The organism is Lutibacter sp. (genome assembly GCF_046055765.1).
In the GTDB taxonomy this organism is placed as follows: Bacteria; Bacteroidota; Bacteroidia; order Flavobacteriales; family Flavobacteriaceae; genus Lutibacter.
On record NZ_JASFZF010000105.1, the window covers coordinates 34,877 to 47,909 of the forward strand.

Below are 13,033 nucleotides of genomic sequence, written 5' to 3' on the forward strand. Positions count from 1 at the left end.
AGGCTGTTTAAAAGTAACTATTATTAATTTTGTCAAACTGAGCCTGTCGAAGTTTACATTGATTATCAATATTTTAATATATTTCGATAAGCTCAATATGATATGAGCCTTTACTTTTTAAACAGCCTCTTCTATTTAAAATTTTAATGTAACTCCAACTAAAAAGTTTCTTGTAGCTTGCGGATAGTATCCTACGCCATCTATAGTTGTAGTTTCATTTGCTACAGACCAAGTATCATCATAGGTGTAATAATATCCATTTGAGATATACTTTACATTAAATAAGTTATTTACCAAAGCACTTAGTACAATAGATTTAAATATTTTATTTGGTTTTATTACATAAGTTGCATTTAAGTCGTTTATAAAATAACTTTTCAAAACATCATTTGTTGTTACAGCACTTTCTAAATTCCCCATGTTTTGCTCTCCAACATATTTAGATAGTAAGGAGAATTGAATATTGTTTGATAGATTAAATGTAAAAGCATTTCCCATAATTAAATTTGGTGAAAATGATAAATTAGTGTTTCCGAGGTATACCAACTCTCCATTTATTGGTGTAAAGAAATCAACATTTTTATTATTGCTAATTGCAATATTAGGTTGTAAACTAAATTTGTTAGATAAAAGAACTTGTGCATCTATTTCTAAACCTAAACGGTAACTTTTTCCACTAGTTGCTCTTAATTGCGCACCAGTATCATCAATAGCTCCTGTTAAAACTAATTGATTTTTATATAACATATAGTATAGGTTTGTACTTACTTTAAAAATTTCATTATTAAAACGCCATCCTAACTCAAAGTCGCTTAGTTTTTCTGAAGTGTTTACACCATTTTCAAAATCATTTCTATTAGGTTCTTTATTTGCTATTGCATACGAAGCATAAAAACTATTGTTATTATTGGCTTTAAAAGTAATACCAGTTTTTGGATTGAAAAATGAATATTTTTCATTTACGTTTATTGGATTTCTGTCAGATGTTAATCCATTGGTGTCAAATTTCACAAAACGAGTTTGTAAATCGGTAAACAATGTCCAACTATCGTTTAAATTATAGGTTAGTTTTCCAAAAATATTAGCATCATTTTTGTTTGTTTCACTATCGTAATAATGATCTCTTATTTCGGAATTACTTGCAAATTCAGCCCAAATAATTTCTCCAAAATGATCACCTTTATAGGTGCTTATTGAAGTTCCAAAAATAAGTTCTAATTGTTTATTCTTATAGGTTGCGTTAGCATTTACAACATAAAAATCATTATCCAGCCAACGTCTCCTAATTAAATCTGTTTCATTGATTGTTTCATTTCCAATAGTAATTGGAGTTAAATTATAATCGGCAAAATCTTCATCTTTTTTAAACTGCTCATAATACCCACGACCATACGTATAATTTAACCCAATGGTTGTTGACCAATTTTTAGAAAGTTTTTCATTCCAATGAAATTGATAATGATCTTGTTGGTAATTATCAATTTCATTTTCATAGGTGTAATAATTATACCTTCTATCTGAATTTCTAAGGTTTTCAGCTTCATCAGCACTCAACCAATTGTCAGCTATAAATGTTTCAACTCCAATTTCATTCCCTTCAATTCTAGCTAATGGAGCTCCGTACCAAGCTTGGTATGTTTTTTCATGACCACCAAAAGTTAAGGCTTTAATTAAAGTATTGTCATCAACATAAGCTGCTTGTAAAAAATACGATTTTAAATCGGACCAAGCTCTATCAATATATCCATCAGAATCTATTTTTGAAAAACGACCTGAAAATTCAATATGGTCATTTATTTTTCCTGTACTAAATTTTACGGTATGTTTTCGAGTATTATAAGAGCCAAATGAATTGCTAATTTCTCCGTATGAGTTTTCTGAAATAGCATCTGTCAATAAATTTAAACTCGCGCCAAAAGCACCTGAGCCGTTGGTAGAAGTTCCAACACCACGTTGTAATTGCATACTTTCTGTGGAAGATGTAAAATCGGGCATATTTACCCAAAAAGTACCTTGACTTTCAGCATCGTTATAAGGAATACCATTAATTGTAATGTTCACACGAGTGGCATCACTACCACGTACTCTAATTCCAGTATAACCAACTCCAGCACCAGCATCAGAAGTTGTAACTACAGAGGGTAAATAATTTAATAAAATTGGAATGTCTTGACCTAAATTCCGTTTTTCTAGCTCTTCTTTTGTAATGTTACTATGGGTTACAGGAGAAGTAGATTTCACACGAACAGCTGATACTAGCACTTCTTCAAGAATAACAAAATTTTTTGCCATATCAATTGAAATAAAAGAATTTTTAGTTAAAATAGTTTTTACTTCTTTTGGAGTGCTAATAGCACTAATAATTAACGTATATTTTCCTTTTTTTAAGGTTAATGTAAATTGGCCATTAGTATCTGTTATGGTACCTATAGTTGTTCCTTTTACTACTATATTTACACCAGGATATGGTTTACTACCATCGGTTACTTTTCCTGAAAGTGTAAATAATTCTTGTGCGCTTAAATTTATGGAGAAAGCAATAAGTAAAATTGTAGTTAAATGTTTCATTTTTTTAAATAAAACGATTTAAAAAGAGGTAATTAATCGGTGTTTAAATTAATTATTTTCCCTTAACAGCATTATCTGTTCAGGTTCAATGGGTTTGATCTCAGCCGCTTTAGGCACCCCTTTTGAGATACTGCAAAGTTACTTAATAATAACTAGTTTAAAAAAGTTTAATCTAGTATTTTTTTCTGAAGAGTATTAAAATTGAATTAAGTATAATAAATAGTATACTTATTGAAAGTAAGAAAAATTTAGCTGTTGCAAAGTAGTATGCTATGGAACTCCAAAGTTGCTTTATATCTCCTAATAAAAGTTTTATGAGTGCAATATTTTCAATACTATCAAAAAAAGCAGCCAAAAACACACTCCAAATTAGGAATATTCCAACAGTGTACATTTTTGAATTTTTCCATAAATATTCATTTGTGATATCCACTAGTAAGGCGATAAATAAAGCATATATTATTAAAAACAAAAAGTCAAAACCCATGCTTATACCAGCAGCAGTTTTAGAAAATGAATCCCAAGAATTTAAAATAGTTTCAGAAGTAGATACATTTTTAGCCAATTCAAATGAAATTATTCCATTTGGATTGTCATTATGTTGTATTTGACTATCAAAATAACGCATAACCGAGACTAAAATAGCCATTGAAATTAAGAGTATAACAGTTATTTTTTTCTTAATTTTTATAGAGAAAGTATTAAAAGGAGATAGTATCACAATTTTCATTTTTTTATATGAAGCATAAATTTAAATAAAAATATTTTTTTTAAAAAATAATGCTTCATTTTAAAAAGTATAAATTACCTTTAATGTCAAATTAAAATGTGATATTTTGAAAAATAAAACCTCAAAAAATGTCATGATTGACGCTTCAAGAATTATAACTGAAGCAGTAGTACAATCTGGAGCAGATGTATTTATAGGGTATCCAATAACACCTTCCAACTTATTTTATTCATATTCAAAAGAACGTTTTCCTGAATTTTTAGCAGGTCCTGATGAAATTTCAGTATTACAATGGATGTGTGGGTACTCAGCTGCTGGTAAAATTCCTGTTACTGCAACATCTTTTCCTGGCTTGGCGTTAATGACAGAAACGCTAAATATGGCGTATATGATGGAATTACCAATGGTTCTAATAATAGTTCAAAGATTGGGGCCAAGTACAGGTTCAGCAACAACAGGCGCACAAGGTGATTTAAAATTTTTAGACGGGATAATTTCTGGAGGACTTCCATTACCTATATTTTCTCCTTCTAATTTTAATGATGCTTGGACATTGTCAAATGAAGCAGTTAAAACAGCTGTTAAATTTAGAACACCAGTTATAATTTTAACTTCAAAAGAATTGGTAATGACTCAAAAGAGTTTTGATATAAATTCTTTAAAAACTTTAGAAAAAGTAGATAGAACACCTAAACCATTTGAATCTCCATATAAACCATATAAAGCAGGTGAAGATATGGTACCTACGTTTTTTCCTTTAGGAAATAGTGAATACCAGGCACGTTTTAATTCTTCAACACATGATAATGATGGTCTAATTAGAAAAGGAACTCCTGAAAGTTTAGCCAATACATGGCGTTTACGTGAAAAGTTAGAAAAAAGAATAGATGAGTATTCCTTTTTTGAACTAGATGCTGAAGATGGAGCAGATGATTTAATAGTAACTTGGGGCGTTTCAGCTGATGCTTCAAGAGATGCTGTTGAATTAATTAGAAATAAAGGAGAAAAAGTTTCATTATTAATAGTAAAAACCATCTTACCAATTTCTCAAAAAATATTTGATATTATAGATTCTTATAAAACAGTTGTATTTGCTGAAGAAAACATGAGCGGAATGTTTAAAGAAATGATTTTTGGTAAAAGAAATAACTTAAAAGTAAAAACAGCCACCAAATTTGGAAGTATGCTTACACCTTCTGAAATAGAAGAAATTGCATTTTAACTTGAATTAAATTTATGGAAACAACTAAAAAAATATTAACCAATACTAAAATGCCTTTTTGCCCAGGTTGTGGTCACGGTATTTGTGTAAGAAGTATTTCAAAAGCTTTAGAAAGTTTAGGGTATAGCTCTAAAGACGTAGCAATGGTAAGCGATATTGGGTGTTCTGGATTGGTAGATCCATTATTTGCAACCCATACTATTCATGGATTACACGGAAGGTCTCCAGCTTTGGGTGTTGGTGTTGCTTTAGGTTTGGATAATCCAGATAAAAAAGTAGTAGTTATTCAAGGTGATGGTGGTGCAACAATTGGTTTGCAACATATTTTAGAAGCTTCAAGGCGTAATATAGATATGACCTTGGTAGTGATAAATAATTTATTGTATGGGATGACTGGTGGGCAAATGAGTGGTTTATCTACTAATGAATTTAAACAATACAAGCATAGTGATGATGTTGCCGAACCGTATGATGTTGTGAACTTAGCGCATCAATCAGGTGCGGCCTTTAGTGTTCGTGTGAATGATATTTCTAATTTTACCGATGTTTTAAAAGAAGCGATGAGTACTTCAGGTTTTTCTTTGGTTGAATTATCTAGTTTATGTACTTCACATGGCATGAAGAAAATTTCAGAAATGAAAAATTTTATTGTAGCTGAAGAAACACTTAAAAATAATAGACCAATTGGTGTAAGTGTTAAAAGAGATACAACTTCATTACTAGAAAGTATAAAAGTTTTAAAAACTCAATTTACTTCAACAATAAATGATACAATAGGTATTGTAATTGCAGGTTCAGCAGGAGGTGGAATTCAATCTGCTGCAAAAATACTAGCGCAAGCAGGAATAATATCTGGATTATATGCAACAATGAAGGGAGAATATCCAATTACAGTTGGTACAGGATTTTCTGCTGCAGAAGTTATTTTATCAAAAAAGCCAATCAATTTTTCAGGATTAGAAAGGCCAAATGTGGTTTTAGCTGTAACTGAAGATGGATGGAATAAGGTGAAAAATAGAGTAACTTTTGATTCAAAAGTTCTAATTGATAGAAAGATTTGTGCAGATTGTTCTTTTGAAGTAAAAGATTTTTTAAAAGTTGGTGGTAAAAGAGGAGCAGCATTAAGTGCAGTAGCATATTGGGTGAAAGAATCAGGTGTATTTCCTGTAGATGCTTTAAATAAAGTTGTTGAAGATAGTAAGTATGCAACATCTCTGCAAAAAGCTATTAAAAGCGCAGAAGCGTTACGGGAAGTAGTGTATAGTTACGTGCCAAACACTAACAAAAAGCAATTGTTATAATTCAGGTTTTTTTCGAAAAACCTTTTTAAAGGCTTGTTTTTTCTTTTTTTCTAACCGTTTTAGAATACTGCTTTTTGTAGGCTTTGAAGGTTTTCGTTTTTTTGGAATTTTTAATCCGTTGTTGATAATTTCTAAAAATCGTTTCACAACAATTTCTTTGTTTTTATGCTGACTTCTACTTTCATCACATTGTAGTAACAATAAGTTATCTTTGGTAAGTTTTGTTTTTAGGTTTTTAAAAAGTAATTCTTTTTCTTCTATTGTAAATTCTGAAGAATTTTGTAAATCAAAAATAAGCTCAACTTTTGAAGAAACTTTATTTACATGTTGCCCACCAGCACCACTACTTCGTACCGCTTTAAATTTTAACTCTTTTATGATTTTTTCTGTATTCATTTAATCAGGAATATTAAAATCACTATGCTGTTGATGTAAAAAATGTAAATCAAGATCAGTTAAATTATCTGAAAAACGCTGTAAGTTGGTTTTAGATTTTAAAATTTTATCAATTTCTTGAATTGCTAATTCTAGACGCGATTTTTTATCACCTTTTAATAAAATGTAAGGACGATTATACTTTATTAACGCATTTTTAAAAGCATTAAACATTTCTAAACGTTGATTGGGTCTGTCTCGTAAATCGTCTTCTTCCCAAGGAGTATCAATGTAGGTTAACAAATATAATTCGTAGGTGTTTTTAATAGCAGCTTCATCTAATTTTGGGTTTACAAAACCGCCATAATATTCTTCAGAATATACTTTAGTTTCTAATAAATCAGTATCACATATTAAAATCTTGTCAGCTTTAGTAGCTAATCTATTTTCTAATTCCATTTGCCCTCTAGCAATAGGAAGTAAATCAGAATTTTCACAAGTTTTACGCTCATTATTCCATTTTTTTTGCAAATATTCACGTGCATATTCAGGAGCCCAAACGGTATTATAATATCGAGCTAAATGTTTAGATAAAGTTGTTTTCCCTGTGCTTTCAGGTCCAAAAAGAACAACTTTAATAATATTTATGTTTGTTTGCTTAAGTGCTTTTTCCATGTAATGTAACCTTGAAAGGCTAAAATTAAAAATATTGAATATTGTATACCTGTAAAACCATAACCTTTTACAAAATACAAAGGTATTGATACAATGTTTCCTGCAATCCAAAATATCCAGTTTTCTATTTTTTTATTGGCCATTAACCACATTGCAGCAAAAAATATACCCGTTGTAAAAGTATCTAAAAAGGGTGTAGCTTCTCTAAAATTAGTTAAATTTCCTGAAGTAAGTTTTGAAATAGCATAATTGTAACTTTCACTAAAACCTAAATTATTAGGCATTACATTGTAATAACGGTAAACTACAATTACAAAAATTGAAGTAAAAGCAAAAATACCAAACGCTTTAAATTTATCAGTTTTGGTGGTTCTTGATATAGCAATATGTTGCTGTTTGTCATCAATAATTCTACTCCATACATACCAACCATATAAACTCATAATAGTGTAGTAAATATTTATTATTAAATCTCCATAAAGATTCCATTGAGATAGTAAATACACATATAATGCAGTACTAATAATTCCTGTTGGAAAGACTAAAATATTTTCTTTTTTAGCATAAAAAACACTAATAACACCAAATAATGCTGCAATAAATTCCAATAAAATATTTAAAACTGAAGCAGTTTTATATGGTTCTAAAAAAAAGTTAAAAATTTCATTCATGTCTATGTGTTAAATAGGTCAATATGTTTTTCAAAAGCAGTTCCAATTATAACCAAATCGGCACCATTTTCAAAAGCTGTTGTTAATTGTTTTTTTGTTCTAATTCCTCCACCAACAATAAGTGGAATTGAAATGTTTTTATGAACTTCAGATATTATTTTAGCATTAACAGGTTTTATTGCTCCGCTTCCAGCTTCTAAATATATCAATTGTTTTCCTTTGTACATTCCAGCAATGGCTGTTGCAACTGCTAACTCAATATTTTCTTGTGAGATTGGTGTTGTTTTACTTACTTTTAAAACCGATGATTGTGTGCCTCCATCAATTAAAATATAGCCAGTTGGAATTATTTCTAAGGTTGAATTTTTTAAAAAAGGAACCGATTTTATTTGTTGTTCAATTAAATATTCAGGATTTCTACCTGAAAGTAATGATAAAAATAACAGTGCATCGGCTTCATTAGTAACTTGAGAATAATCACCAGGAAATAATACAACAGGAATTTGAGTGTGCTTTTTTAGTGTTTTTACAAAAAAAGTGGTTTTACCATTTTCAACCAAACTTCCACCAACAAATATAAAATTTGCTTTTAATTTTTCAATTCTTTTTGAAATTGAAGGAATCTCGTCGCTAGAAGTTTTATCGGGATCTAATAAAATAGCTATTAATTTTTCATTAGTAGCTCTTGCATTTTGTATGTGTTTTAAAATGGACTTAGTCATTTTTATAAGGGGCTAAAGCATAAACTAATGTGAATCCATTTAGTTGCTCAAAATAAATATTGTATTTTTTATTCCAATCTTTTGCTTTTATAAAACCAGTCGTTTTATTATCTGCAATTTGAAATGAGTCAATATCAATATCATTTTTAAATGTTAAGCCACCGTAAGGGTAAATTTTATATAAAGATTCTTTGGCTCCCCAAATAGTAGTTAATTGTTGAATGTAGTTATCATCTTCGTGTATGAAACCTTGTTCAAAATTGACAAATTTATGTTGAATAATTTTTATTTTTTCTCTATTCTTTTCAATGTCAATCCCAACTTCAACATCACTAATTATAATTGCCGAAAATGTAAATGAATGTGTTATAGAAATTCGTTTCCCGTTTTTTAAGTGTGGTTTCCCATTTTCGGTATAAAACAAATCAAAATCATTATAACCAGCTTCTTTTAATAAATGTCTTATACTCAAAAAACCTCGCTGATGTAATTCCAATTTCATAGAAGCAAGTCTTTTTTCACTTCTTAAAGTTAAAGGAGTGTCTTTTAATAATTCATTAAAAGATTCTTCAATTTTCCATATGTAAATTGAAGAGTGATTACTAGGTTTAATGGTTTTATATAAAGGCATTAAAATTTAAAATGGATTTTGTACTTTTGCAAAATCTTAAACAATTAATTTTTAGTTGTTTTAATAAAAAAGCAAATTTAAGAAAATATGAGCGCAGAAACATCAACTTACGTAAAATATAAGGTAAAAGATATCAATCTTGCAGATTGGGGACGTAAAGAAATTCAATTAGCAGAAGCAGAAATGCCTGGTTTAATGAGTTTAAGAGAAGAATATAAAGGAAAGCAACCTTTAAAAGGCGCAAGAATTGCAGGATGTTTACATATGACCATTCAAACAGCTGTTTTAATTGAAACGTTAATTGATTTAGGAGCAGAGGTTACTTGGAGTTCATGTAATATATTTTCTACACAAGATCAGGCTGCTGCTGCAATTGCTGCTGCTGGAGTTTCAGTTTATGCTTGGAAAGGTATGAATGAAGAAGAATTTGACTGGTGTATAGAGCAAACATTATTTTTTGGTGAAGATAAAAAGCCATTAAATTTAATTTTAGATGACGGTGGAGATTTAACAAATATGGTGTTAGATAAATATCCAGAATTAGCGAAAGGAATTAATGGGTTATCAGAAGAAACTACTACTGGAGTTCATCGTTTGTATGATAGAGTGATTGCAGGAACTTTACCAATACCAGCAATAAATGTTAACGATTCTGTTACAAAATCTAAATTCGACAATAAATATGGTTGTAGAGAAAGTGCTGTAGATGCAATTCGTAGAGCTACCGATATTATGTTGGCGGGTAAGCGAGTAGTTGTTTGTGGATATGGAGATGTAGGTAAAGGAACAGCAGCTTCATTTAAAGGAACCGGAGCTATCGTTACCGTTACTGAAATTGACCCTATTTGTGCATTACAAGCAGCTATGGAAGGATTTGAAGTTAAAAAATTAGATTCAGTAGTTGGAAATGCAGATATCATTATCACCACAACAGGGAATAAAGATATTGTTCAGGCAAAACATTTTGAAAAAATGAAAGATAAAACCATTGTGTGTAATATTGGACATTTTGATAATGAATTGGATATGGCTTGGTTGAATAAAAACTATGGTAATACTAAAGTTGAAATTAAGCCACAGGTTGATAAATATACCATTGGAGATAATGAAATTATTATTTTAGCTGAAGGGCGTTTGGTCAATTTAGGTTGTGCTACGGGTCATCCTAGTTTTGTGATGAGTAATTCATTTACGAATCAAACATTAGCTCAGCTAGAATTATGGAATAATAGAGAAGCCTATGAAAATAAAGTGTATATGCTTCCAAAACATTTAGATGAAAAAGTAGCACGTTTACACTTGGCTAAAATTGGGGTTGAGTTAGAAACTTTAAGGGAAGACCAAGCTAGCTATATTGGAGTTAAAGTTGAAGGGCCTTTTAAACCGGAATATTATAGATACTAATTGCTAGTTACATATTTATATTTAAAGCTTTATTAAATTATTTTAATGAAGCTTTATTCTTTACAATATTATAAATTAATCAATATCTTTGTTAAAATTTATTTTTATGAAAAAAATTTTAGTACCTCTAGGCAATTCAGAAAAAGTAGTTAATACATTACAGTATGCCATAGATTTTGCATCAGTTACGAAAGCTAAAATTTATGTAGTTCAAGTTTTTGGATCTGTGAAATCAACAGGTTTTTTAAAAAAAATAGATGAATTTATTGAAGTTGAGGCTAAGCATGAGTTAAGTAAAATTCTTTCTCAGGTAGAGAAAAAGAATGTTGAAATAATTTCTAAAGTGTTTAAAGGTAAAATAACAGATAGTATTTCAGTTATAGCTGAAGCTTTAGAAGTAGATATCATTATTTCTTCAGCTAGTTACACAAGTGCAGACACTTCTATATATTTGGGTCCTATTGTAGGAAGTTTGGTTAAAAAAACTGAATTACCAATACTTATTATTCCAAAAGGATACAAATTTAAACCTTACAAAAATATTTTATTAGGTATTCGTTCAGGTTTAATTAATAAAACTAATGTTTTAGATCCTCTAAATGATGTGGTATCTATCTTCAAAGCAAAAGTTAATTTGTTACACGTAATTACACCTCACAATACAAAAGAGGATAATACCTTGCACAAAGATTTTGATACGTTAGCGGATAAAATTTCTAATAGTGAAAATGCAACTGTTTTTCAAGGAATATTAGAACATTTAATTGAAGTAAGCCCAGATTTATTATGTGTAATAAGAAGAAAACGTGGTTTTTTTGCAAAATTATGGGAGCAAAATAGTATTAAAAAAATTGATTTTGAAAGTAGAATACCTTTGTTAGTTCTAAGAGGAAATATATAAAGTTATTTCCACCTTACATAATTACAAACACATTATTAGTTGCTAATAATGTGTTTTTTTATCATAAAACTAAAGGTGATTTTTAACTAGATTGTATTAAAAAAAGCCTTACAATTGTGTAAGGCTTTTTTGCAATTTCCCAATAACTTATTTTCTTTTTCTTAGGTCAAAGATAGATTGCTTTTAAAGCATATTGAAGGGTAATAACCCTGATAAAAGAAGGGGGAAAACACCCTTTTATTATAAATGTTATTTTTAAAATTTAAATTATGGAGAATTTTATGGAATTAACCCAACCAACCTTCTCTATCTAAACTTCTATATTGAATGGCTTCGGAGATATGATTTGTTGAAATTTCTGAAACACCTTCTAAATCTGCTATTGTTCTTGAGACTTTTAAAATCCGGTCATAAGCTCTAGCAGATAAATTTAAACGTTCCATTGCTGTTTTTAAAAGAGTTTTACTTTCTTCATTTAATTTACAAAATTTACGAATATGCTTCACATTCATTTGTGCATTATAATGAGTGTTTTCTAATTTAGAAAATCTTTTTGATTGTAATTCTCTAGCTTTTGTAACACGTTCTCTTATTACACTACTGGGTTCTGCAAGTTGTTCTTCCGATAATTTTTCAAATGGAACAGGAGTTACTTCAATATGAATATCAATTCTGTCTAAAAGTGGTCCTGAAATTTTACTTAAATAGCGTTGCATTTCAGCAGGTGATGAGGTAACTGGAGCATCAGGATCGTTAAAATAACCACTTGGGCTTGGGTTCATACTTGCTACTAACATAAAACTACTAGGATAAGTAACCGTAAATCGCGCTCTTGAAATTGTTACTTCTCGATCTTCTAAAGGTTGACGCATTACCTCTAAAACAGTACGTTTAAATTCGGGTAATTCATCTAAAAATAAAACACCATTATGAGATAATGAAATTTCACCAGGTTGTGGATATTGTCCGCCACCAACTAAAGCAACATCAGAAATTGTGTGATGAGGTGATCGAAATGGGCGTTGTCCCATTAAGCCAGCGTCTTTTACTTTACCAACAACCGAATGTATTTTTGTTGTTTCTAATGCTTCTTGCAAAGTCATTGGTGGTAATATTGATGGTAGTCGTTTACTTAACATTGTTTTTCCACTTCCTGGCGGTCCAATTAAGATAATATTATGTCCGCCAGCTGCTGCAATTTCCATAGAGCGTTTTACCGATTCTTGCCCTTTCACATCTGCAAAATCAAATTCTGGATTGTCTAAGTTTTTGTGAAATTCGGCACGCGTATCAATAATAGTTCTTTCCAAATCTACTTTTTCATCAAAGAAATTAATAATTTCTAAAATATTTTCAATACCGTAGACTTCTAAATCACTAACTATTGCAGCTTCTTTTGCATTTTGTTTTGGTAAAATAAACCCTTTAAAACCGTCTTCACGTGCTTTAATTGCAATTGGTAATGCACCTTTTATAGGTTGTAAGTTTCCATCTAATGAAAGTTCACCCATAATTAAATAATCACCAATTTTATCAGATTTAATCTGATTTGAAGCAGCTAAAATTCCAATGGCTAAAGTTAAATCATAAGCTGATCCTTCTTTTCGCATATCGGCTGGAGCCATATTTATGGTAATTTTTTTACCAGGGAGTTTGTAATTGTTATTGTTAAGTGCTGCAGAAATCCGATAACTGCTTTCTTTTATAGCATTGTCTGGAAGTCCAACGAGATGATAACCAATTCCTTTATCTATATTTACTTCTACAGTAATAGTGGTGGCTTCAACGCCGAAGACAGCGCTGCCAAAAATTTTCACTAGCATATTTTTTCTT

12 protein-coding genes and 1 riboswitch are annotated in these 13,033 nt (G+C 30.0%); of the genes, 4 read left to right on the forward strand and 8 right to left on the reverse strand.

Translation table 11 applies throughout. From position 1 onward, the window contains the following. Positions 1-135 precede the first annotated feature (135 nt). Positions 136-2,568 (reverse strand): TonB-dependent receptor, encoded by a 2,433-nt coding sequence (locus tag QM495_RS10200; RefSeq protein ID WP_408672003.1) that lies wholly within the window; start codon positions 2,566-2,568, stop codon positions 136-138. 40 nt (positions 2,569-2,608) lie between these two features. Continuing rightward, a riboswitch (TPP riboswitch) is annotated at positions 2,609-2,699 on the reverse strand. Positions 2,700-2,740: 41 nt separating this feature from the next. Then, a complete protein-coding gene (locus QM495_RS10205) occupies positions 2,741-3,298 on the reverse strand; it encodes a hypothetical protein (RefSeq protein ID WP_408672004.1) in 558 nt (185 codons plus the stop codon). Positions 3,299-3,404: 106 nt separating this feature from the next. Here QM495_RS10205 and QM495_RS10210 point away from each other — a divergent pair, with 106 nt between their 5' ends. Next, on the forward strand, positions 3,405-4,520 hold the full coding sequence (locus QM495_RS10210; RefSeq protein ID WP_408672005.1) for a hypothetical protein: 1,116 nt from the start codon (positions 3,405-3,407) through the stop codon (positions 4,518-4,520). A 14-nt stretch (positions 4,521-4,534) separates the two neighbouring features. Next, positions 4,535-5,821, forward strand: a complete 1,287-nt coding sequence (locus QM495_RS10215) for a thiamine pyrophosphate-dependent enzyme (RefSeq protein ID WP_408672006.1) — start codon at positions 4,535-4,537, stop codon at positions 5,819-5,821. Here the strand turns inward: QM495_RS10215 and arfB are convergent. From arfB to QM495_RS10240, 5 genes are read right to left on the reverse strand one after another with little or no spacing between them, the layout of a single operon-like run. After that, complete coding sequence (arfB, locus tag QM495_RS10220) at positions 5,816-6,217, reverse strand: alternative ribosome rescue aminoacyl-tRNA hydrolase ArfB (RefSeq protein WP_408672007.1); 402 nt, start codon at positions 6,215-6,217, stop codon at positions 5,816-5,818. The genes QM495_RS10215 and arfB overlap by 6 nt on opposite strands. Further along, positions 6,218-6,871 carry an AAA family ATPase gene (locus QM495_RS10225; protein WP_408672008.1) on the reverse strand — a complete coding sequence of 218 codons (654 nt, stop codon included), beginning with the start codon at positions 6,869-6,871 and terminating at the stop codon, positions 6,218-6,220. Further along, positions 6,841-7,542: a nicotinamide riboside transporter PnuC gene (gene pnuC / locus QM495_RS10230; protein ID WP_408672009.1), complete on the reverse strand. Its 702-nt coding sequence runs from the start codon at positions 7,540-7,542 to the stop codon at positions 6,841-6,843. The genes QM495_RS10225 and pnuC overlap by 31 nt, the downstream gene beginning before the upstream one ends. 2 nt (positions 7,543-7,544) lie before the next feature. After that, positions 7,545-8,264 carry a geranylgeranylglyceryl/heptaprenylglyceryl phosphate synthase gene (locus tag QM495_RS10235; protein ID WP_408672010.1) on the reverse strand — a complete coding sequence of 240 codons (720 nt, stop codon included), beginning with the start codon at positions 8,262-8,264 and terminating at the stop codon, positions 7,545-7,547. Beyond that, on the reverse strand, positions 8,257-8,895 hold the full coding sequence (locus QM495_RS10240; RefSeq protein ID WP_408672011.1) for a 4'-phosphopantetheinyl transferase family protein: 639 nt from the start codon (positions 8,893-8,895) through the stop codon (positions 8,257-8,259). Before QM495_RS10240 ends, QM495_RS10235 begins: the two co-directional genes overlap by 8 nt. A gap of 87 nt (positions 8,896-8,982) precedes the next feature. On the opposite strand from QM495_RS10240, the gene ahcY reads away from it, so the two are divergent. Next, positions 8,983-10,299: an adenosylhomocysteinase gene (ahcY, locus tag QM495_RS10245; RefSeq protein WP_408672012.1), complete on the forward strand. Its 1,317-nt coding sequence runs from the start codon at positions 8,983-8,985 to the stop codon at positions 10,297-10,299. Between the two features lie 106 nt (positions 10,300-10,405). Then, complete coding sequence (locus QM495_RS10250; RefSeq protein ID WP_408672013.1) at positions 10,406-11,200, forward strand: universal stress protein; 795 nt, start codon at positions 10,406-10,408, stop codon at positions 11,198-11,200. A gap of 287 nt (positions 11,201-11,487) precedes the next feature. On the opposite strand, the gene QM495_RS10255 is transcribed toward QM495_RS10250, so the two are convergent. Then, positions 11,488-13,023, reverse strand: coding sequence for a YifB family Mg chelatase-like AAA ATPase (locus QM495_RS10255; protein WP_408672014.1), 1,536 nt, complete (start codon positions 13,021-13,023; stop codon positions 11,488-11,490). Positions 13,024-13,033 lie beyond the last annotated feature (10 nt).

What these genes read in the sequence shown, in the direction of transcription:
- ahcY (WP_408672012.1), top strand. Translation starts at nt 8,983, where the DNA reads ATGAGCGCAGAAACATCAACTTACGTAAAATATAAGGTAAAAGATATC.
- QM495_RS10235 (WP_408672010.1), bottom strand. Translation starts at nt 8,264, where the DNA reads ATGACTAAGTCCATTTTAAAACACATACAAAATGCAAGAGCTACTAAT.
- QM495_RS10205 (WP_408672004.1), bottom strand. Translation starts at nt 3,298, where the DNA reads ATGAAAATTGTGATACTATCTCCTTTTAATACTTTCTCTATAAAAATT.
- QM495_RS10250 (WP_408672013.1), top strand. Translation starts at nt 10,406, where the DNA reads ATGAAAAAAATTTTAGTACCTCTAGGCAATTCAGAAAAAGTAGTTAAT.
- QM495_RS10240 (WP_408672011.1), bottom strand. Translation starts at nt 8,895, where the DNA reads ATGCCTTTATATAAAACCATTAAACCTAGTAATCACTCTTCAATTTAC.
- QM495_RS10200 (WP_408672003.1), bottom strand. Translation starts at nt 2,568, where the DNA reads ATGAAACATTTAACTACAATTTTACTTATTGCTTTCTCCATAAATTTA.
- QM495_RS10255 (WP_408672014.1), bottom strand. Translation starts at nt 13,023, where the DNA reads ATGCTAGTGAAAATTTTTGGCAGCGCTGTCTTCGGCGTTGAAGCCACC.
- QM495_RS10225 (WP_408672008.1), bottom strand. Translation starts at nt 6,871, where the DNA reads ATGGAAAAAGCACTTAAGCAAACAAACATAAATATTATTAAAGTTGTT.
- arfB (WP_408672007.1), bottom strand. Translation starts at nt 6,217, where the DNA reads ATGAATACAGAAAAAATCATAAAAGAGTTAAAATTTAAAGCGGTACGA.
- QM495_RS10215 (WP_408672006.1), top strand. Translation starts at nt 4,535, where the DNA reads ATGGAAACAACTAAAAAAATATTAACCAATACTAAAATGCCTTTTTGC.
- pnuC (WP_408672009.1), bottom strand. Translation starts at nt 7,542, where the DNA reads ATGAATGAAATTTTTAACTTTTTTTTAGAACCATATAAAACTGCTTCA.